A 20,590-nucleotide genomic window follows, 5' to 3' on the forward strand; every position below is an offset into this window, starting at 1 on the left:
AAAGTTATGCCATATAAAAATCGTGATGAATTACCTGAGTCGGTAAAAAGTAACTTACCTAAACATGCTCAAGAGATATATCAAGAGGCGTTTAATAGTGCGTGGGATACCTATAAGGACCCTAGCGATAGAAAAAACGATGATGACCGCGAAACAACAGCGCACAAAGTAGCTTGGTCGGCGGTTAAAAATAGTTATAGCAAAAATGATAATGGAAATTGGGTAAAGTCGAGTAACTAAACCAACAACAAAGCTTAAGCATTTAAAAGCCGCCATAGCTGATATAGCGGCTTTTTATATACTCGTTTTATAGTTGCGATGTTTATACAATACTTTGCAGTCTGTTTGAGTAAAAACTGGTAAGCAAAACCATAAGTACTGCCTTAAACACGAATGTGAGTTTGGTTTAAATTTGCGTTATTATTTATTTGTATTAGCCAATCAGAGAACACTTTGAATTATTTAGCTCATCTTTATTTAGCGCAGCCCACAGCAGACTCTCACTTTGGGAACCTGTTGGGTGACTTTGGTGGAAAAAGACATGTAAAGCACTTACCAAACACAGTTAAAAATGGCCTCGATAACCATTATTTAGTTGATAAATTTACCGACTCCCACCCTGCAGTAAAACACGCTAAACAATACTTTTCACCCGAGCGTAAACGCTTTGCTGGTGTGGCTATTGATGTGGTGTTTGATCACTTTTTAATTGTGCATTGGCAACGATTTAGCAAGCAACCTTTGAGTGATTTTAAGTACACCAGCTATCAGCTTTTAAATAACCGTATACCTGTTATGCCAGCGCGAATGCAGCATGTTGTAACAAGTATGACTAAAAACGATTGGTTTAAAGAGTACGAAACCGTTGAGGGAGTAGGGCTTGCGCTCGATAACATAGCCAAGCGCATTCGTTTTACGAACACTTTTGCGGGCGCGGCTGATGACATAGCACAGAATTACGACGAACTAGAGGCTACTTTTTTAGAGTTTTTCCCTGAGCTAATTAACCATGTAAGTGAGTTTGACCTTGAAAGCACCCCAAAAAATGGCATAAAGCGCATTATTTAAAGTTTTCATCAATTGTTAATCTTTTGTGATAAGTTAAGGTGAAAAAAACGCTACTCTAATACAAATTAATTTTTGAGTGTTTTTAATGAATCGCAATTACTTGGTTATTGTGGGCTTTGCTGTTTTAGCGGCATTTCAATCCGGTGCTGTATTGGCTTTCGACTTCGACTTAAAATCGGTACGCACAACTATTTCAAATCCAAATACTAGCCATGCGTTAATATACGACGACTTGGCTGGGAGTAATCAAAAAGCACTGTTTTCGTTAGAGCCCATAAATAACCAGCGTGCGGGTGTGTTTTTTGATATTAACGACATTGAAATTGGCTACTCTGCCGATATTTTTGAAGATGACGTTGAAACAAAAACACAGGATATACTGCTTTCGTATAGAAAATTTAAAAATTCTAAAATCACATTTAACTATCAAACGCTTGAAGGGCTGCAAAGCACGGCTAGCAATTTAAGCAGCAATCAAACGGATCAAATTTTCTCGCAAAATACACGTTCAACCAAGTTTGAGCTATCTGGCCAACACAACTTTTATACCTTCAATAATAAAGCGTCTTTGTTTGAGCATTTTTTTCTTAATAGGCCAAAGCTAAGCAGCAAATTTGATTTGTCGTTAAGTGTTGTTGGCGCTTGGTCTTTCAAGCATGTATCTCTTGAGAACAAAGATAATATTGTGTTTCAGGCTGATTTTTTAAGTTCACCTGTGCCACAGATCACTAAGTTAATTTCTAATTCGTATGGGGCGAGTATTGGCTCGCTTTTATCATTTTCGTTACCGCATAATGTTCACGTATTTGCTGAATACAAAGTAGGTAAAGGGCATATTCAAAACACAAACCCTGGGCTGGGGTTAAAAGATTCGGGCGCCGAAAAAGTCGAGGCATACGGTGGTGGAATTTCTTGGACTTCCGACAATAAAAAACTTATGGTCGTACTACGTGCGTGGGAGCAAACAGGCCGGCATATAGATACGTCTTTTGGTGATTTGTCAGTAATTAAGTTTTTTTAGTATTGAGTGCTGGGGCTCTCACTTAAGTTTTTGCAGAATTTTAGGGATAAGTAATTACACCTGCATGTAATTACTTAATAGTAATGAGTGCTTAGTTAGTCTTTCATTGAGCGCCATGCAAATGTAGATGCTGCAATAACGATCGCAATGGCAATACCTAAGTAGAGTGTTTCTATTGTGCCCCCGAACTCAACTGCGTGCTCTAAAAATAGTATTACCAGTACAACCGAAGTTACTTGTACCAGAGTTATTTTTAAATCATGAAAGTCTTTAATATTAAAAGCAGCAAGAAATTTACTTTCCTCAGGCTTAGATGGTGTTATAAATAGTCGGTACAAGCTAATAGCAATAACTTGTAAGGTAATTCCGATTAGTAGCAAATCAAGAATTTTCAGTAGTTCAACTATTAGGGCTTTACCGGCTTTAGCTGAATCAGGCAGGTCAAATAGCGTTGTTATTACTATATTAGCTACAATATTAATGCATGAAACATAAACGAGTAATGATGATATTGCAGCGGTAATAACGGCGATTACGACCAAAAACCGACTTGTTTGGAATATATTTTCCATGTTGCTCAACTTTATAATTAGACCTGGCTTATACGAAACGTAGCTTAAGTTAGATCCCTTACGAACTTTTTACTTTTATATTTGCTTTAACATATTGGCTATTTACTTGTTAAGCATAGAAATAACAAATTTAACTGGAATATTATGAGTAAGAATAACGATGTACCCCAGGCTTATGTTAAGCAAGAGGAAGGTTATAGAATAAAAGCCTTAAGATTATACCCTTGGGTATGCGGGCGTTGTGCTCGTGAGTTTGAGTACTCTAATTTACGAGAGTTAACGGTGCATCATATTGATCATAACCATAGTAATAATCCAGAGGATGGCAGTAACTGGGAGTTATTGTGTATTTATTGCCACGACAATGAGCACAATAAATACCACGAATATATTATGTATGGCGGGTCGACTACAGAGCGAAAAGTTGAGGCTGCAACGCATTCTCCATTTGCCGATTTAAAAGCGATGCTTAATAAATCAAAGTAGCTACTATGATTTCAACTGTTTGGATAAAAACAAGGTTGTTACATCAGCTACTTTAATAAGTGACAGTTTATCTGCATGGCTCCATGAAATTTTTGAGCCAACACTTTCACAACAAATAACACCTAGCGGTTTGTTATCAATAAAGTAGATGTAATCAAGCAAGGAGTAAATGTTTGATGGTTCAAAATAAACCTTGGTAAAGTTTTTAGTGATTTCGTGGTTTCTCGCATCTGATGCGTCTAATACTTTATGCTCTAAAATATAGTCAAAGTATGCAGGAAAGTCTTCAGCTTTTAAAACTGCATTACTTACTATCTCATTTTTTTCATCAAGGCAAATTAAGCTATTAATGGCAGTATAGTCGTGATTAAACAACCATAGACTGACTCTGTCGGCATTTGAAATTAACTTTTTTAGCTCATTGCATATCTGTTTTAGCTTACGTTCACTCGTAATGTTTGGGTTACTAACTTTAACTGCTAAATTTTTGAGATTTGAGTTTTTTGGATTATAAACATTGAGCAAACTATTTAAATGATCTTTATTAAATGGCTTCGTTAAATAGCCATCCATACCAATATTCAAATAGTGTTCAATATCTGGTTTCATGGTGTTGGCTGTCATGGCAATAATTGGCGTTGTTTTACCTGTTTGTTGCTCTCTAATTATCTTAGTGGCTTGCACTCCATCCATCACTGGCATTTGAATGTCCATAAAAATTAAATCAACATGGTTGGCAAAAAAGTAATCAATGCATTCTTTGCCATTTTCGGTAAATATTACTTTCGCATTATGAGCTTGTAGCATTTTACTTACGACAACTTGATTTACTTTATTGTCTTCGGCAACCAAAATAGTGCACCCTTGTAAATCGGTTATTTCTTTATTTGGTTTTAATAATTCATCGAGTTCTGATGTTTCAAAGCTTTGTTGGTAAGTAAATACAGTACCTTTATCTTCTTTACTCGTGAAGTTGATTTTGCCATTCATTAAATCACTTAGCTTGGTGCAAATGGAGAGACCAAGTCCCGTGCCCCCGTACTTTCTAGATGTAGATGAATCGGCCTGATGAAACTCTTGAAATAAATTTTGCTGCGCAGCTTTACTAATACCAATACCCGTATCGATTATTTCAAATACAATATTTTGCGTGTTTAAGAGATTCTCCTTTACAGTGACTTTAAACTCTACCTGGCCTTGTTGTGTAAATTTAATCGCATTTGAGCATAAGTTATTTAAAATTTGAGAAACTCTGACAGGGTCGCCTTTTAGGGTTGTAGCGATATTTTTATCTATAGATGGAATAAATTTTATGCCTTTATCTGTGGCTTGTTTCATTAGTGGATTAATTACATTGTTAATGACTTCGCTCAGGTTAAAGTTAATATTCTCAATATTTAATTTACCCGCTTCAATTTTTGAAAAGTCTAAAATATCATTTACAATATTTGAGAGTATATTCGCGGAGCTTAAAATACTCTTTAAGGCGTTATCTTTTTCTATATTTGAAGTCTCTGCTAGTCCAAACTCAGCTAAATTTAAAATGCCGTGCAGCGGAGTTCTTAGCTCGTGAGACATATTTGCTAAAAATCGACCTTTTAGAGTGTTAGCTGTGTCAGCTTCTTTTTTTAGTTCTTCAAGATTTTTATTATGGATTTGTTGTTGTTTTAATGCAGTGGCCAGCTTTCTGTTGTTTAACCTGAGCTCAAGTTGTGCGATAACTTCTTTGCCAAGTATTTTCAGTGCGTTAATTTGTGTTTGAGTTAGCTTTTTTGGCTGGTCGCTGATAACACATAATGTACCAATTGTGCTGCCACTAGGTGTAACTAGCGGTGTGCCCGCATAAAACCGAATGTTTGGATCGCTGGTTACTAGAGGGTTATCATAAAAACGTTCATCAAGTAGAGCGTTTTGTATTTCAAATACTTGGTCTTGCAGTATTGTATGAGAGCAAAATGCGATATCTCTTTCAGTGGAGTCTACATCGATACCATACTTTGATTTAAACCACTGCCTTTGTGGATCAACTAAGCTTATAAGTGATATGGGGGCCTCACAAATATCAGAAGCAAGTTGAGTTAAATCATCAAATACTTTTTCGGCTTCAGTATCTAATATTTCATACTCGTAAAGGGCCTTTAATCTAGATTCTTCGTCAGCTGGTATTTGTGCTTTTATCATAGTAATGCTCAATATTTATATAGATTCACTATAAGAGTAATTTAGTGATAATGACAACTTTAACATGTAGAACCGGCTAAAAAAAAGACATTGCATTTTGCTACTCTATTATTATTTTTTGAAGTTTTTATAAAACCAGCGAAAGTAAAAAGGATCTTTCCATACTGAACACTCTCAGTAATTAACATCGGAATTAATAAGGATTAAACCAGTCTATAGTTTTACATCATCTGTAAATTTTGAAACTCAGCAGCTCTGCTGGTGGGCAAATTCTTCACCTTGTGAATCATAAATTTCTAAAAGCATGTTACTTCTCGCAAAGGCTGATATTTTCCTTGGCATAAGTGATTTTTACGATTGAAGTATCACGAAATACTCACAATTAAATCACGTTTTAACTGTGTATTTTACTTAGTTAAAACTTAATTTGAACACCCGCTCAAGTTGTGCTTTAATCGTTGCTCAATTATTGAGGAACTTTATATGATTAAATTTTATTTTCACCATACTCCTAACCCAATGAAGGTTGCGCTCTTTTTAGAAGAAACAGACTTACCGTTTGAACTTGTTCCTCTTGATACTTTAAAAGGTGAGCAACATACACCTGAATTTAAAGCAATTAATCCAAACGCTAAAGCGCCAGCAATTGTTGATGGTGAAACGCGTGTGTTCGATTCAAATGCTATTTTAATGTACCTTTCTGAAAAGTATGGGAAGCTTGAAGGAAAACTAGAAGACCGCGCTGAAATGCTGTCGTGGTTAATGTTTATCGCATCGGGTTTAGGTCCATATTCAGGGCAAAGTGTTCACTTTAGACACATGGCGCCAGAAGGGCTTGATTACGCGGTTAATCGTTATTTACGTGAAGCGCAGCGCCATTACGAAGTACTTGATACTCACCTTGAAGGTCGTGACTTTATAGTGGGTGATACGTATACCATTGCTGATGTATCTGCATGGGGTTGGATTGATAAAGCACCGGTTGTATTAGGTGAAGAGGGCTTAGCACCGTACCCAAATCTTAAGCGTTGGTTTGAAAGCATTGATAGCCGCCCAGCGGTTGCACGTGCACGCGCAATTGGTACTGATATAGCCTTTAAAAAAGAGTTTGATGAAGATGCTAAAAAAGCGTTTTTTCCTTCAAACTACCCAAAAGTATAAAAAGTAATTAATACTAAACAGCAGATCAGTTAGCTGATCTGCTTATTGTATTTTATTGCTGTGTGAGCGGTTCTTTATTTTCGTCTGACTCAAACAAGCTAACCTCTTGCGTGTGCTTGCTTACGCTATTTCTTTTTAGGGCGATGTATAAATCTGAATGAATATATATACCTTCTTTTCCTGACTTCATTCCTGCAATATCAAACCACGAAAGTAACTGACGTTTTCTACCTGCAAGCTCAAGCCTTATATCGCGCTTTTTAAATATAACGTCGAGATCTGCAAGCATGGCCATTACACTTAAATCTAAATGAGTAAAGCAGGGCACAGCGTCAATTATTACACATTGAGTGTCGTCTTTTTGCCTTGCATATTGCTCAAGTAATCTGCGTTTAAAGTAGCTGGCATTAAAGTAAGTTAAAGGTGAATTAAAGCGATAGATAAACACGCCTTGCACTGCTTTTGCTTTATCTGTGGCGTCTAAACTTCTTACTACACCGTTAACATCTACGCCGAGAATATTGTCGGTTGGGCGCATAACAGTGCGAATAAATTGAAATAACCCCAGTAATACAGCAAGTGTGATCCCTGGTATAACGCCAATAAATAACACCGCAAGTAAGGTGCCTGAGGCGAGATAAAATGCCTGTTTGTCTTTTCGTTTTAATTGCCAAACAGCTTTTAAATCGAGTAAGTGTACAGAGGCAATAATAAGTACAATACCTAGCGCTGCGCTTGGAATAAATTCAAGTGGGGCTGTTAAAAATACAGCTATGAGCGCAATAATGGCCGCTGCTATTATTGATACTAACTGCGTTTTACCACCTGTTGCATCGTTAACAGCGGTGCGTGAGTCGGCGCCACTGACTGCAAAACCTTGCGAAAGAGCTGACGCTATATTGGCAATACCTAACGCTCTAAATTCTTTATCGGCGTCTATGTCGTAGCCATTTTTAGCAGCAAAGCTGCGGGCAGTTAGCATCATACTAACAAAGCTCACGATGGCTAAGTTAAGTGCGGGTACCACCAGCTCGCGAATAATCCCTAAATCAAAAACAGGGGTATTAAAAACGGGAAGCCCGCCAGTTACGGTGCCAATGGTTTTTATATCAAATTGTTTTAAATCGAAAATCCATACCAAAAGCGCACCAAAAGCAATAGCAAACATAGATGCAGGCCACGTGGGCTTTATCCGTTTCATGGCAAAATAGACCGCCAGTGTAAACAAAGCCATTAATAAGGTTGGAACGTGTGTTTGCGCTAGGTATGTGGGCACACCACCTAGGCGCTCAAGTAAGTAGCGTTCATCAAAGGTAAAACCGAATACTTTAGAAAATTGACCCACAATAATAGTGATAGCTACGCCGTTTAGTAAGCCCATTAAAATAGGTTTAGATAAAAAGTCAGCTAATACACCTAACTTAAATTTACTGGCTATAAAGCACCAAAAGCCGGTCATAGCGGTCATGGTGACAACAAGTTGCCAATGCTTAAAGCTGTCACCTGCAGCAAGAGGTGTTACTACAGCGGCAATAACGGCGCAGGTTGCGGCATCAGGGCCGACTATTAATTGTTTTGAAGTACCAAAAAGTGCATATAGCATCATTGGCAGTATGCAAGAATATAACCCTACGGCGGCGTTAACACCGGTTAGTTGTGCGTAAGCAATGGCAACAGGTAGAGCCACTGCAGCTACTGATAGCGCCGCCCTTACATCATCAGCAAACCATTGGCGTTCATAGTGCAGCAATGTATTTAAACCGGGCATAAAATTATATAAACGCGACAGCACTTTAGTTTTCCTGCTAATAGTTACAACGTTTTGATAGTAAATTTAATATTCAAATAAGTATAGCTAGGACGGCGGTTATTTTAATAAATTGCAGGTGATTATTTATCAAGATATTAAATTTATAATTTGGCAAAAAAGTGAAAATTGAATTTTCCTGAGGTGTCTTTTAATCAGCTTATGTGCGTAGTATTAATGTACTGGTATTGAGCACCTCAGGAAATCACTAAATCTAAAATCTAGTTTTAAATTTTTTAAGATTATTTAGCACCACATGCCGGATATAACTCAAGCACCTCTGTTACTACTTGTCCAAATAAGGCTTGTTCTTGCTGTGTTAAATCTATAGCAGGAATAAATGGCATTGTGTCTGTTAATTCCGAGGTAATGATTTGATAAAAGGTCATCGCTGTAAGGACATTCCCAGCATAGGATGCATGATTACCGTCGGCACTATGAAGGTTTATACTAGGCATTATTTCTAATACTCGATTCCATACAAAGCCAACAGGCGCTATGCAGCTAGGTTGTTTTTGACTGATTGCTAAATGGAGGTCGTAAACCAGCTTTGCTTCTGCGGGATCCCCTTTTTGAGGATGCTCTGGAAATAAAATAGGTGTAATTTTATGCTCTTTTGCGTTCGAGATTAATTGCTCAGTTGCACTTGTAGGGTAGTCAGTCGAACCTGATTGTGAGTACTTTTGGCCTTGAAAAATTGCATGACTCCAGTTATCACTTTTTAATTTATCGACATTCGCATTTACTGCGACTATTTCATCTAAAAATCGACCACTAACAGTCGTTATTTTGACTGAAGTGCTAGGTAACTGGTTTGTAATAATTATTTCTAATAAGCCCCCTAACTGTGAACTATGGCTATTACCATAGATAATTATTTTGTAGTCACTTAAGGGACTGTTATTAATAACCGCTTTTGATTGTGGTATTTCAATGCTTTCAGCCTCTTTTGTTTTACTTCCCCCAGAGCCGCATGCTGTTAATAATAGTAATGATAATGTGATTGATATTGTTGTTATGTATTTTAGAGACATTGTTAATCCTTTTTTCGTACCAATTATAAGTACGGCTTTAGAATACTAGACATTTTATAACCAAGCTGCAAGGTTGCTGGTTTTTAGTGCAATGTATGGTGCTTAGTTTGTGCGCTAAAAGTGAAGTGCAGGAGGTTGATATTGTTTACGCGGTATCTAAATTTTAGTTTGAAGTATTATTCAATGATAATTTTATTGTTTTAAATAAATATTTAGTTATAAAAATTGTGCGATGTTTTAACACAAGTGCCACTTTTTTATAGACGTAAAAAAGCCTGCATAAAAGCAGGCTTTAGTTTCTAGGGAAAATTAAAATTTAGCGCGAATACCAAAGCTGTAACGGCGATCCGCTTCAGTGTACTTCCAAGCACCACCTAGTTCAGATAGGTAAATAGAAGGCTCACCCGTTAAGTTGGTCGCATTACCTACTAAGGTCACGTTTTCGTTAATATCCCAGCTTGCAGAGAAGTCCAACTGGCCTCTGTCGTCACGGTAGTTATTACCGTAAACAGTACCTTCTGCTGAAATACTGCCGTCAGAGTTAATATTTTCTACACGTTTCTCGTTTTCAGTATCTAAGAAACTGTCACGGTAGTTATAAGCTAGACGAGTAGAGAAACCTTCGTATTCCCAAAATACTTGTAAGTTATACGTATTTTTAGAAATATCTAATAACGGGTTACCGTTTGGTTGCTCGCTGTCTGCGTATGTGTAGTTTGCGTTAATGCCTAAGCCAGAAAATGCACCAGGTAGGTCTGTAAAGAACTGTTGATAACCAACTTCAAAGCCTTGTACTGAGCCGTTTTCACCGTTTACATTTTTAACAGTATCGATACCCGTTAGTCCTGCGTCACGTAAGCCTGCTACATGGTTAAAGCCATCAGCATCTACTGGGAAGTCAGTTGCATCCGAGTAAACTAGGTTATCTTGTGAAACACCTGCAACGTCAAGCTGACATACTTGGTTCCATTGAGTTACGTTTTGGCCTGTTGAAGTGCTTGATGCCGCCACACAGCTACTTTCGTTACTTAAGAAAGATTCAACATCTTTATAAAATACTGCGAAAGAAATTACGTTACCTTGGTCAAAGTAATGCTCTACAGATAAGTCGTATTGCGTTGCACGATATGGTTCTAAATCAATAGAGCCTTGCGTTGCACCTGTAATGTCGTTATTAACGTCAAATGCAGGGCTTAGCTCACTGAAGTCAGCGCGGCGCATAACTTTTGCAGCAGCAAAGCGGAATAATGTTTCGTCTGAGTAGTTATACGTTACGTTTAAGCTTGGTAAAAAGTCGCTGTAGTCATTGTCGCCAGTTACTTTTTCGCCATTAAGAAATACGCTTGATTCTAAATCCGTAGTTACATAACGACCACCCACAATTGCGGTGATGTTATCAAAGTCTAAGTAGGCTGATATATACACGGCAGCTGTATCTTCAACTACGTTACGGTATGCGCTTTCTTGGAACTCTTGGTTATCTGAAAGACTACCTGTTGACGCTAGGTTAGTACCTGCAAGTAACTGCTGAAGTTGAGCGTAAGTATTGGCCGGGTTAGATAAACCGTTGTAGCTTAAAAAGGTTAGTAGGTCGTTTTGTCCCGAATGACCTAATTGGTCAAATGAGTTGTCGTGGCTAACTGTTGTAAAGCTATTTGAAAAAGCAGCATTGTAGTCATCAACCCATAAAGTGGCTAACGAACCGTCTGAGTCGTTAAATGCATTTTTATAAATGTCTTTAATTTCTACTTTGTATTGCTCATATTCGTAATCGCGGTTAGTAACACGTACACCCGCTTTTACTTTAGATACCCAGCTTAAGCTGCTGAGTGGCTCAAACATTTCAACATCAAAACGAATAGCTGTTTCGTCATTGTCTGTTCTTCTATCTTCACTTTTAAACGTACGAAGTGCTAAGTTTTGTGGGTCAGTAAATGCATTAGGATCTGAATGAATGATGCTTGGTAATTTATTACCGTCTTGAGAGAATGCACCATCATATAAATGATTTGTTAGCTGAGTTCCGCCACTTGCTTCAAATGTTGATTTTTCGATTGGGCGAAGTGTAAATTCAGAGTCAGGTCTTACGCTTTCTGATGATGCTACCGCAATTTCACCAGAGATTTTGATGCTGTCAGTAAGGTTCCACTCTGCACCAAGTGCATTTGAAAACGAGTCAGTTTCACGAAAGTCACTGTATGTTTTAGGAATACCAAATTCGTTTGTTAACGTGTAATTATTTACGCCGTTAGCATCTTGAGTTGTATTTGCATCTGTTGATAACGAACCTGCGACACCTAAAATAGAGTTACCAGCTTGTTCACCTGAGCGCTTTGTGCCGCTTAAATCAAGATACACCATGCCATTACCAGATTGTGGTGCCCATTGAAGAGATAAATTTACAGCAGTTCGTTTACGTTGTTCTACATATTGTTCAACACTGTGCTCGTCTCTTACGATAGCGTTGCCACTAGGTGTATTACCTTCTTGGCCATTAATTTCGATATCCTGAGGTTTAACACGGCTAGATGTTTCATCTTGGCGAATTTCGCGATCTTGGAATGAAAACATAGCAATGGCACCAAAGGTACCCATTTCATCAAAGTCCCAGTTGTTACCAATTGAACCACTAAAAATAGGAGCTACATTTTCTGTTTTATCAGCGTATTCGCCATCTAATGAAACTGCGCCAGTTAGTTTATCTAACTCTAATGGGCGAACTGTCTTTAAACTAACTGTTCCGCCTAATGCACCCTCAATCATATCGGCAGTAGGAGACTTAACTACTTCTACTGTTTTTAAGAAGCTTGATGGGTAATCTTGCAAGCTAATGCCGTCACGAGAGTCACCAATAGTAGAGCGACCATTTAATTCAACACGGTTTTGAGGTAAGCCACGAATCGAAACACTGTCACCCACACCAAAATCGGTATTAATAGATACGCCAGTAATACGTTGCAACGCTTCTGCAATATTATTATCTGGTAACTTACCAATGTCTTCAGCAACAATTGCATCTACAATACGTCCGTCAGTACGCTTAAGCATAGCGGCGGCTTTCATACTGCCTAGCATGCCTTTTACTTCAATAACTTCAATGTCTGCAGCTGCCGTTTCTGAAGCTGCGGGAGCCTCTTGCGCTGCAATATTTGAAGAAGCCATTAGTAAAAGGGCTGCGGCACTGATTGCTGTAGAGCTACTTCTTTTATGCTTATTAATTAATGTTGAAGTAATTTGATTGAGTTTCATGTATCTCTCCCGTTTGGGTACGACTTGCGTCATTGTGTGTGTTGTTACCTGGTTTGGTTAACCAATTTAACTGTTTCTTTCCTGTAGTGTGTCATACAGGTGGTATGGTTGAAATTAATCCAATTCAACTTTATTTACAACCTTTGTTTACCAAAATTTCACAATGTGTATTACAAAAACCTCTTTTATTTTGCTTATATTTAATAAATTTAAAGGCTTATAGTGTGTTTTTATTTTTTGTATTTTGAATGAATTTTATTGAAGTATCTTTACCAAAGGCATTTTTATATATTATTTGTACTATTTAATACATTTGTTAGTACTATTTTTAAATTTTATGCGTACTTTTATACGTGTTTAGTTTACTTTTTAAGTGATATTGACTTGGAAGAGCGACCATTAAAAGTTCTAAATGATTTATAAATTTGCGAAATAGTGGAGAGGTTAAAATAATTAAAAATCATTTGGTAATACCAATTTTCTATTGTTTTTATATTGATTTTGTACTAGCTGGGGGGGCGATACACTAGGTAGCGATAAATAGATTTTTACGCAAAAAAAAGCCCAGCATAATAATGCTGGGCTTTCTTACTTTAGATGTATTAGCTCTGTAATTCGCCTGTAGATGATTCTAAATGTGCTCGTATGAACCACTGAAATTGCTCTAAATCGGCTAGTTGGCTGGTGATCATATCTTCAGAGACCGGATCTAGCTCAGAAAGAGTCTCGATTGCTTTACGGTGATCGGCATTAACGCCGTTATATACTTTATCAAGCGCAGCCAAATGTTCGGTTACTAAACCTTTGCCTACAGAGTATTCGTCCCAAGTACGGCGATCTACAATTGATTTTGGTGTGCCAACAGGTACTGCACCAAGAGTCGCAATTCGCTCTGCAATTGTATCTGTCATTTCGCGTACAATGTCTACTTGCGGGTCTATCATTTCATGTACGCCAATAAAGTTAGGTCCCACTACGTTCCAGTGAATATGCTTTAAAGTAAGCTGTAAATCTATCAATGCAACCATGCGGTTATCTAGCGTAGCTATTGTTTTTTGGGCTGATTCGTCACTCATACCTGGCGCGGTAAATTTAGTTGTTTTGTTTGATTCGTTATTGTTACTCATAATTTCTCCTACATTAAGTAATGTTTTGCTCATATAATATGTTGCGTGATGAGCGTGACTTAAACTTAATAAAGCAACTGTTATGCCGTAAGTTGATTTCTTTTAAAAATCATTTAAAGACATGGGGTTATGTTTTTATTTAAGATTTTAGAGGCTGGAGGGGTGATTGGATTTTTGAAAAGCCTGCATATATTTGTAAAATATGCAGACTTCGATCTAGTTACTTTTAGGTGTATTTAAACGTTGGCTTTATATTCGTGCGCTTTTAAAACATCGAGCGGCACTATTTCTAATGATTTTTTATTTGTAGCCTCAAGTACCACTGGTGGCGCAACGTTTGCTGAAATAGCATGAAGCCATCTTAGCGCACACAAGCACCATTTATCACCGGCTTTTAAACCTTCAAAATCGTAAAGAGGGTTCGGGCTTATTAAATCGTTACCTTGTGATTTTGAAAATTGTAAAAACTCATCAGTCATAATTGCACACACACTGTGATTGCCAAGATCTGATTCTGGTACATAACAAAACCCTTCACGTGTGTAGCCACCATTACCGCAACATAGTTTTAAGCGTGTGCCGAGTACATTAAATTGATTCGCCATGAAATACCTTAATTAGTGGTGTTTAATAAATTTACTCTATCAGGAGTAACTCGCTTGAGATAGCTATAAAACTTAAAAGAGGGAAGGGCTACACAAACTTAAGCCCGCAGCAAATTGCGGGCTTAGTATTGTTTATTATTTAATACGCAGCGCCATACAATCGCTATGGCCGTTTATGATCATGCTTTTATCAACGCGTACGCCACCACCAGAGTATTTTCCGGCGGCGGTAAAACTACATATTTGTACAAAGTAGTCATCTACTTTAGGCAATGCAAATAGCTGTTGGTATATTTGGTCTTGATCGGCAAAGTGCCCCATTGTTTTTTCTATAACTTGCTGCTGTTCATCAACAAGTTGAATATTAGCGCCACAGCGTCCCACTATTGGTTTAACTACATAACCAGTTTGTAATAACTCGTCGTTAAGTTCAAACGCGGTATTAAGTAAATATTTATGATTAGGAAATAAGCTCCACAGTATTGGTAAAATAGCCTTGTTACTTGGAATTAATGTCCACAGCGGTTCAAATACCATGACATTTTTACGCAGTAATACATCGACTAAACGTGGCGTTTCACCAATTTTGAATTGTGGTTCAAAGTTATCACCTAATGATTGGTCGGCTTCACATTCTTCACGAATTTGATCAAGTGCGGTTTCCCACGACCACGTTTTCCACACGTAACTCAGTTGTGCGCCGTCTTCATCTACTATGTTGCCTGACTCATTCCAGCGAAGTGTGCTTAAGCCAATTACTAACTTACACTCAAAGCCTGCGGCTTCAATAGCTTCTTTCATAAATAATGCATGGTAATGTTCTTCTTGTTCATCATCTTGCAGAATATGAACAAGACCTTTTACTTCACTTTTACGCCATGCTCTTACGAGGTCTTTAAATAAATTTTGGCCTGCATCTACACCTGCTTTAACACCAAAGTGTTTTGCCCATTTACCCTGAACTTTGCCGCTTTCCATGTAACACGATGCCGAATCGCAATTGTATTCGTAAACTTTTAAACCTGCTGTTGTTAAGGCAAAGTCAAACCGGCTGGTAATTAATTGGTTTAAGCGGTTATCCCACGATTGGCGAATTTTATTAAGTACAACATCGGGTAAATTAAACTTTTTTAATAACTCAGGGTGCTGTAGTACATAGTCAGTTGCATGCATAAATAAGCCATGCAGCTCATTTGTTGCATGCTCAATGCTTTGCTGCGCCGTTTGAAATATTGCAAAGTAATTATGTTGATCTTCATCTACGGATGTAAGTTTATGGCCTTGCATCATTTTTACGTAGGCAGCTTCATCGTCATTCGCAATATTTAACCATGACTTGTTTGCTTGGCCTGTATCTGCTGCTTTATGGGCTTCTATAGTAAATAAGTCAGTGTTTAGCTCAAACGTTGGCTCAGCATATTCTGTTTCATCAGTTTGTGTCATCCAACCTAAAATAGTGGCGTCGCTGTAAGAGCACTCAATCCAATAGTCGCCATCTTTAGTTACTTTTGCTTTTAGTTCACGGCACCAGTTTTGATTTGTTGGCCATATTTGATGCCCTACATTTTGCTCAGCAAGACGTATTTTATCTTCATGCACTTCAACAATGACAGCAACATGGCCTGTTTCTTCAAACTCGCCGCCTTCTTCCCATATAAGTAAACTACCTACTTGAGGGTGATGTTTAGCACCATTTTTAAACGCGTTTAGTGGCAATCTGTTTTGGCTACTTACATCGCGCACTGAACGCAACTCAAAAATATCGTAAGCCATAGCTATGTCATCAAAAATATAACCATGGTTGAGGTACATCCATCTTCGGGCAAATTCAACGCATTGCCATTTATAGCCCATGTAAATACCGTCTAGGTAACTACGATAGGCACTACGGTTAGGATAAATGCTTTCATCAGCCGTATCATAATCAGATGAGTAAACAGCAACATTACCAGGTGCATAACCTAATAAAGTACCAAAATCACTAGCAGGAGCAGAAGATTTCATAAACAAAGATGTTCAAAATAAGGTGTGATAATTTGCTGACTATATGAGCCAAACTGCGTTATAGCAAGATATAAAATATGCTTTTACGAAGGGGGATAAGTAAAAAATTACTCATTCATTAAAGAGTGGAAAGATGGGAGAGTACTTTTACTAATAGTATAAGGTTTGGTACTTTTTGACTTTTAGCTGGTTGAAAGTTAGTAATATTTTTGACGTAATTATTACTGTTTAAATCTCAACTAAAAAATGGAGTAGCTATAGGTAACTTCTCCACTTTGATTATTCATATTTAGTGTTTTTTTATAATATGTAAAGCAGGTCAACGCGCTGCTAAATCATTTCAGCATCTATATGGCGTATTAGGTTTGATACCCAATTAACATATTGGCGGTGAATTTTTTTGCCGTTGTAGTTTAAGTTAATAGAGTCTTTATAGTTGATTGAGTATGCCGTTTTGTCATACGCAATATCGACAGTTAATTGATGTGTGCGAATATCCAGTACACCTTTTATTTTACCTTCACTCAAAGGCGTACACTTCCAACCAAGCTGAATACATGCCTTTAGAATACCTTTTTCTACGTCAGCTTCACTGTTGGTAATTGTTGATGTTTGCGGAATAGGGTTTTGTTCAAAGTCTCTTACTGCAACAGATGTTGAACAACCAGCAAGTACAGTAAGTGCTGCCGCTGTAACTAAAATTGAGTAATTTTTCATAATAATCCTTTGTTTTAATTTCATCCAATTGTGATGTCTCGCAATATATGCGCGCTTAGGTGAGATTATCGGTAAATTTATAGATGAGTGCCAGCAATAATTAGAAAATTAAGAGAGTTAACCGAGGTGTATCTCGGGTATTAGCTTTATTTATGAACTAGTTAAAGTTTAATTATTTAAGCTATAAACCAAGGGGTAAAGCAAAATTATGTGTTGAAAGATTTACATGAGCGATGACATGTTTTGAGGGGAACGCTCTTTCGTTATGTTTTAAAATACTCCTATATCCGTACTTTGGTTAATTTTTTGTTAAACTGTTGCGCTTGGTGTAGCAAAACTAGCTAAAAGTTTTTAAAACAGGAAAAACAATGGAAGACATAATAAACAACATTGATATTAATCAATATTTACCCGCTGCAATTACGTGGGCAACCAACATATTACTAGCAATTGCAATTTTACTTGCGGGCTTATGGTTAGCGGGCAAAGTACGCAATTTAAGTATTGGCTTGTGTCATAAATACACTCATCTTGACGATTCGCTTTTTAGGCAGCATGGCTCGCTACATCATATTAGCGTTCGTTATTATTGCTGTGTTAAATCGCTTTGGTGTACAAACAGCCTCTATTATTGCTTTACTCGGTGCTGCGGGGCTTGCTATAGGCTTGGCGTCACAAGGTGCAATGTCGAACCTTGCCGCGGGCGTTATGTTGCTTGTTTTCAGACCTTATAAAGTGAATGACTTTATTGAGGCAGCAGGGCGTTTTGGTAAAGTAACAGAAGTAGATATGTTCACTACTATTTTACAAACGTTCGATAACCAACAGGTTATTATACCAAATAGTCAAATTTGGGGCGCGCAAATTATAAACCATTCACATCATCCAATTCGTGGTGTGGATATGCATTTTGGTGTTGCTTACGGTGAAGATACAACGGCTGTACGTAAAGTTATAGATGGGGTACTTGCAGCGCACCCACATATACTAAAAGATCCAGCTCCTTTTGTTGAAGTAGAAACACTTAACAACAGCTCAGTAGACTTTTTAGTAAGGCCATTTTGTAAGGGCGAGCATTACTTCGATATTCTTTACACGGTGCCAGAGTTAATTAAAAAAGCACTTGATGAAAACAACATTGAAATACCTTTCCCACATCGTAAAGTTATTTTAGTTAACGAGAATAAAGATTAACTAAATTTAAAAATGCATAAACCTAAGAGCACTTTTAAGTGCTCTTTTTTTATGTGAAAAAGTTACATACCTGTGTAACCTTTTCTTTTATAAATCACCTCAAATACTACATTGTTATCTGTACAGCCCTTTTTTACTAGGTTTGATGGCTGGTCTTTATTTTGCATTTGCATAGTCACTTTTAGCTTTAAAGCTCATAAAAACTATCGACCCATTAAATTAAACTGTATGAAGGACTAAACATGGCTGAATCATTTAAATACTCAGGTAATAAAGGGCATGGCGGCGAATTGCATCAAAAGGCATCGGGTGAACACCCTACCATGACCACCGCGCAGGGCTGCCCCGTAAGTGACGATCAAAACTCATTACGTGCAGGAAAGCGTGGCCCCGGATTATTAGAAGATCACATAATGCGCGAGAAGATCTTTCACTTTGATCACGAACGCATTCCTGAGCGTGTAGTGCACGCCAGAGGCTATGGTGCACACGGATATTTTGAAACTTACGACACGCTTGAAGATTTAACCTGTGCAGATATTTTTCAGCGAAAAGGTGAAAAAACGCCTGTGTTTACTCGCTTCTCTACGGTTGCAGGTAATAAAGGGTCTCCAGATTTAGCACGTGATGTACGCGGTTTTGCGGTAAAATTTTATACCCAAGAAGGAAACTGGGATTTAGTGGGTAACAATATACCGGTATTCTTTATTCAAGATGCGATGAAGTTTCCAGACTTAGTTCATTCAGCTAAAGCCGAGCCTGATCGTGGTTTTCCACAAGCGCAAACAGCACATGATAACTTTTGGGACTTTGTGAGTTTGTCACCTGAGTCAATGCACATGGTTATGTGGGCAATGTCTGATAGAGCTATTCCACGCTCTTTACGCTTTATGGAAGGTTTTGGTGTTCATACCTTTAAATTTATTAATGCCAAAGGTGAAGAGAAATTCGTTAAATTTCATTGGAAACCAAAAGGCGGCATGCAATCTGTAGTATGGAACGAAGCACTTAAGCTAAACGGCGCGGACCCTGATTTTCATCGCAGAGACATGTGGGAATCTATTGGCAACGGCGACTTCCCTGAGTGGGAACTAGGTGTGCAGGTGTTTGATCAGCAATTTGCTGATGAATTTGAATTTGATGTTTTTGATGCCACTAAGCTTATACCTGAAGAGCAAGTACCAGTGCAAATTGTTGGCCGTATGGTGCTTGACCGTGTTGTAGACAACTTTTTTGCAGAAACAGAGCAAGTAGCATTTTGTACTCAAAATATTGTACCGGGGCTCGACTTTACACCTGACCCGCTACTGCAAGGTCGTAACTTTTCATACTTAGATACTCAAACTAAGCGTTTAGGTGGTCCTAACTTTACGCATATTCCGGTCAATGCGCCTAAATGTCCAATGCGTCATTTTCAGCAAGATGGCCACATGGCAATGCACAATCCAAAAGGGCGTGTTAATTATGAGCCAAACTCATGGAGCGGCGACGAAAACAACCCGCGCGAATGCCCAGTACATGGCTTTAAAAGCTCAAAGGAACCTGAAGTAAGTGGCGGTGATAAACTGCGTTATCGCTCAGAAACATTCAGCGATCATTACAGTCAAGCTCGTCAATTTTATTTAAGTCAAACAGAGGTAGAGCAGGCGCATATTCAATCTGCGTACGTGTTTGAGCTGTCTAAAGTTGAGCATTTGCCAATACGAGAACGTTTGGTATCGCACTTGTTAAATATTGACGAAACCCTCGCAAATAAAGTTGCCGAAGGTCTTGGCTTGCAAGAAATGCCAGCTCCAGCTGAAGCTGCAATGCCAACACGTAAAGACTTACCTGTATCAGATGCGTTAAGTATTTTGAAAAATGCGCCCAACACCTTCAAAGGCCGTAAATTAGGTATTATAGTAAGTGATGGCTTTAATGCAGAAATTTTTGAATCGGTTACCAATGCACTTAAAAGTGAAGGTGCAAACTTTGAAATTATTGCCCCGCAAGTTGGCGGTGCTAAATGCAGTAAAGGTAAGCACTTTAAAGCTGATCAGGTTATTAATGGTGGTCCATCGGTTTTATACGATGCGGTACTTGTACTCACCACCGAAGATGGAGCTGAAAAACTAGCTGCCATAGCAGAAGCTAAAGACTTTGTAAGTGATGCGTACGCACATATGAAATTTATAGGCTTTACAAATGAGGCTAAGCCTTTATTCAAAGCGGCAGGCCTTGATGGAAAAGTAGATGATGGTTGGATAGATTTAGAGGCACATTCAGCCGATAAATTTATAAATACATTGCGTAATTTAAGATATTGGGAACGTTAGTAAGCTCAATAATCAAAAAAACCACAACATGTAATTGTTGTGGTTTTTT

At 38.0% G+C, this 20,590-nt stretch carries 15 protein-coding genes and 1 pseudogene; 7 read left to right on the forward strand and 9 right to left on the reverse strand.

The annotated features are described in order from the left end of the window. The first annotated feature begins 6 nt into the window (after positions 1-6). From H5120_RS00825 to H5120_RS00835, 3 genes are all read left to right on the forward strand, one after another. Entirely contained in the window at positions 7-240 is a 234-nt protein-coding gene (locus tag H5120_RS00825) for a ChaB family protein (protein WP_039485228.1), read from the forward strand. 213 nt (positions 241-453) lie between these two features. Next, positions 454-1,068, forward strand: coding sequence for an ACP phosphodiesterase (locus tag H5120_RS00830; protein ID WP_182673287.1), 615 nt, complete (start codon positions 454-456; stop codon positions 1,066-1,068). A gap of 85 nt (positions 1,069-1,153) precedes the next feature. Continuing rightward, positions 1,154-2,089, forward strand: coding sequence for a hypothetical protein (locus H5120_RS00835; protein ID WP_182673288.1), 936 nt, complete (start codon positions 1,154-1,156; stop codon positions 2,087-2,089). A gap of 95 nt (positions 2,090-2,184) precedes the next feature. On the opposite strand, the gene H5120_RS00840 is transcribed toward H5120_RS00835, so the two are convergent. Further along, positions 2,185-2,661: a YqhA family protein gene (locus tag H5120_RS00840; protein ID WP_007581432.1), complete on the reverse strand. Its 477-nt coding sequence runs from the start codon at positions 2,659-2,661 to the stop codon at positions 2,185-2,187. A 144-nt stretch (positions 2,662-2,805) separates the two neighbouring features. Here H5120_RS00840 and H5120_RS00845 point away from each other — a divergent pair, with 144 nt between their 5' ends. Beyond that, entirely contained in the window at positions 2,806-3,147 is a 342-nt protein-coding gene (locus H5120_RS00845; RefSeq protein ID WP_058154187.1) for a YajD family HNH nuclease, read from the forward strand. 3 nt (positions 3,148-3,150) lie between these two features. Here the strand turns inward: H5120_RS00845 and H5120_RS00850 are convergent, their stop codons facing one another. Next, positions 3,151-5,328: an ATP-binding protein gene (locus H5120_RS00850; RefSeq protein WP_182673289.1), complete on the reverse strand. Its 2,178-nt coding sequence runs from the start codon at positions 5,326-5,328 to the stop codon at positions 3,151-3,153. 483 nt (positions 5,329-5,811) lie between these two features. On the opposite strand from H5120_RS00850, the gene H5120_RS00855 reads away from it, so the two are divergent. Beyond that, positions 5,812-6,489, forward strand: coding sequence for a glutathione S-transferase family protein (locus tag H5120_RS00855; protein WP_182673290.1), 678 nt, complete (start codon positions 5,812-5,814; stop codon positions 6,487-6,489). A gap of 52 nt (positions 6,490-6,541) precedes the next feature. On the opposite strand, the gene H5120_RS00860 is transcribed toward H5120_RS00855, so the two are convergent. The 7 genes from H5120_RS00860 to H5120_RS00890 form a co-directional block, all read right to left on the reverse strand. Next, the gene (locus H5120_RS00860) at positions 6,542-8,281 is read right to left on the reverse strand and encodes a SulP family inorganic anion transporter (RefSeq protein ID WP_182673291.1); all 1,740 of its coding nucleotides are present in this window, start codon (positions 8,279-8,281) and stop codon (positions 6,542-6,544) included. Positions 8,282-8,538: 257 nt separating this feature from the next. Beyond that, entirely contained in the window at positions 8,539-9,330 is a 792-nt protein-coding gene (locus H5120_RS00865; protein WP_182673292.1) for a hypothetical protein, read from the reverse strand. Between the two features lie 309 nt (positions 9,331-9,639). Further along, complete coding sequence (locus tag H5120_RS00870) at positions 9,640-12,579, reverse strand: TonB-dependent receptor (protein ID WP_182673293.1); 2,940 nt, start codon at positions 12,577-12,579, stop codon at positions 9,640-9,642. Positions 12,580-13,181: 602 nt separating this feature from the next. Continuing rightward, complete coding sequence (dps, locus tag H5120_RS00875) at positions 13,182-13,706, reverse strand: DNA starvation/stationary phase protection protein Dps (protein WP_024595435.1); 525 nt, start codon at positions 13,704-13,706, stop codon at positions 13,182-13,184. Positions 13,707-13,942: 236 nt separating this feature from the next. Beyond that, positions 13,943-14,311, reverse strand: a complete 369-nt coding sequence (locus H5120_RS00880) for a DUF2237 family protein (protein WP_182673294.1) — start codon at positions 14,309-14,311, stop codon at positions 13,943-13,945. A gap of 135 nt (positions 14,312-14,446) precedes the next feature. Then, a complete protein-coding gene (gene gss / locus H5120_RS00885) occupies positions 14,447-16,315 on the reverse strand; it encodes a bifunctional glutathionylspermidine amidase/synthase (protein ID WP_182673295.1) in 1,869 nt (622 codons plus the stop codon). Positions 16,316-16,645: 330 nt separating this feature from the next. Then, positions 16,646-17,032 carry a hypothetical protein gene (locus H5120_RS00890; RefSeq protein WP_058154196.1) on the reverse strand — a complete coding sequence of 129 codons (387 nt, stop codon included), beginning with the start codon at positions 17,030-17,032 and terminating at the stop codon, positions 16,646-16,648. 368 nt (positions 17,033-17,400) lie between these two features. Here H5120_RS00890 and H5120_RS00895 point away from each other — a divergent pair. Beyond that, a pseudogene (locus tag H5120_RS00895) lies at positions 17,401-18,226 on the forward strand (mechanosensitive ion channel family protein). A 242-nt stretch (positions 18,227-18,468) separates the two neighbouring features. Further along, positions 18,469-20,541 carry a catalase gene (locus H5120_RS00900; RefSeq protein WP_182673296.1) on the forward strand — a complete coding sequence of 691 codons (2,073 nt, stop codon included), beginning with the start codon at positions 18,469-18,471 and terminating at the stop codon, positions 20,539-20,541. The last annotated feature ends 49 nt before the right edge of the window (positions 20,542-20,590 follow it).

This window comes from Pseudoalteromonas sp. SR43-2 (assembly GCF_014163885.1).
GTDB lineage: Bacteria > Pseudomonadota > Gammaproteobacteria > Enterobacterales > Alteromonadaceae > Pseudoalteromonas > Pseudoalteromonas distincta.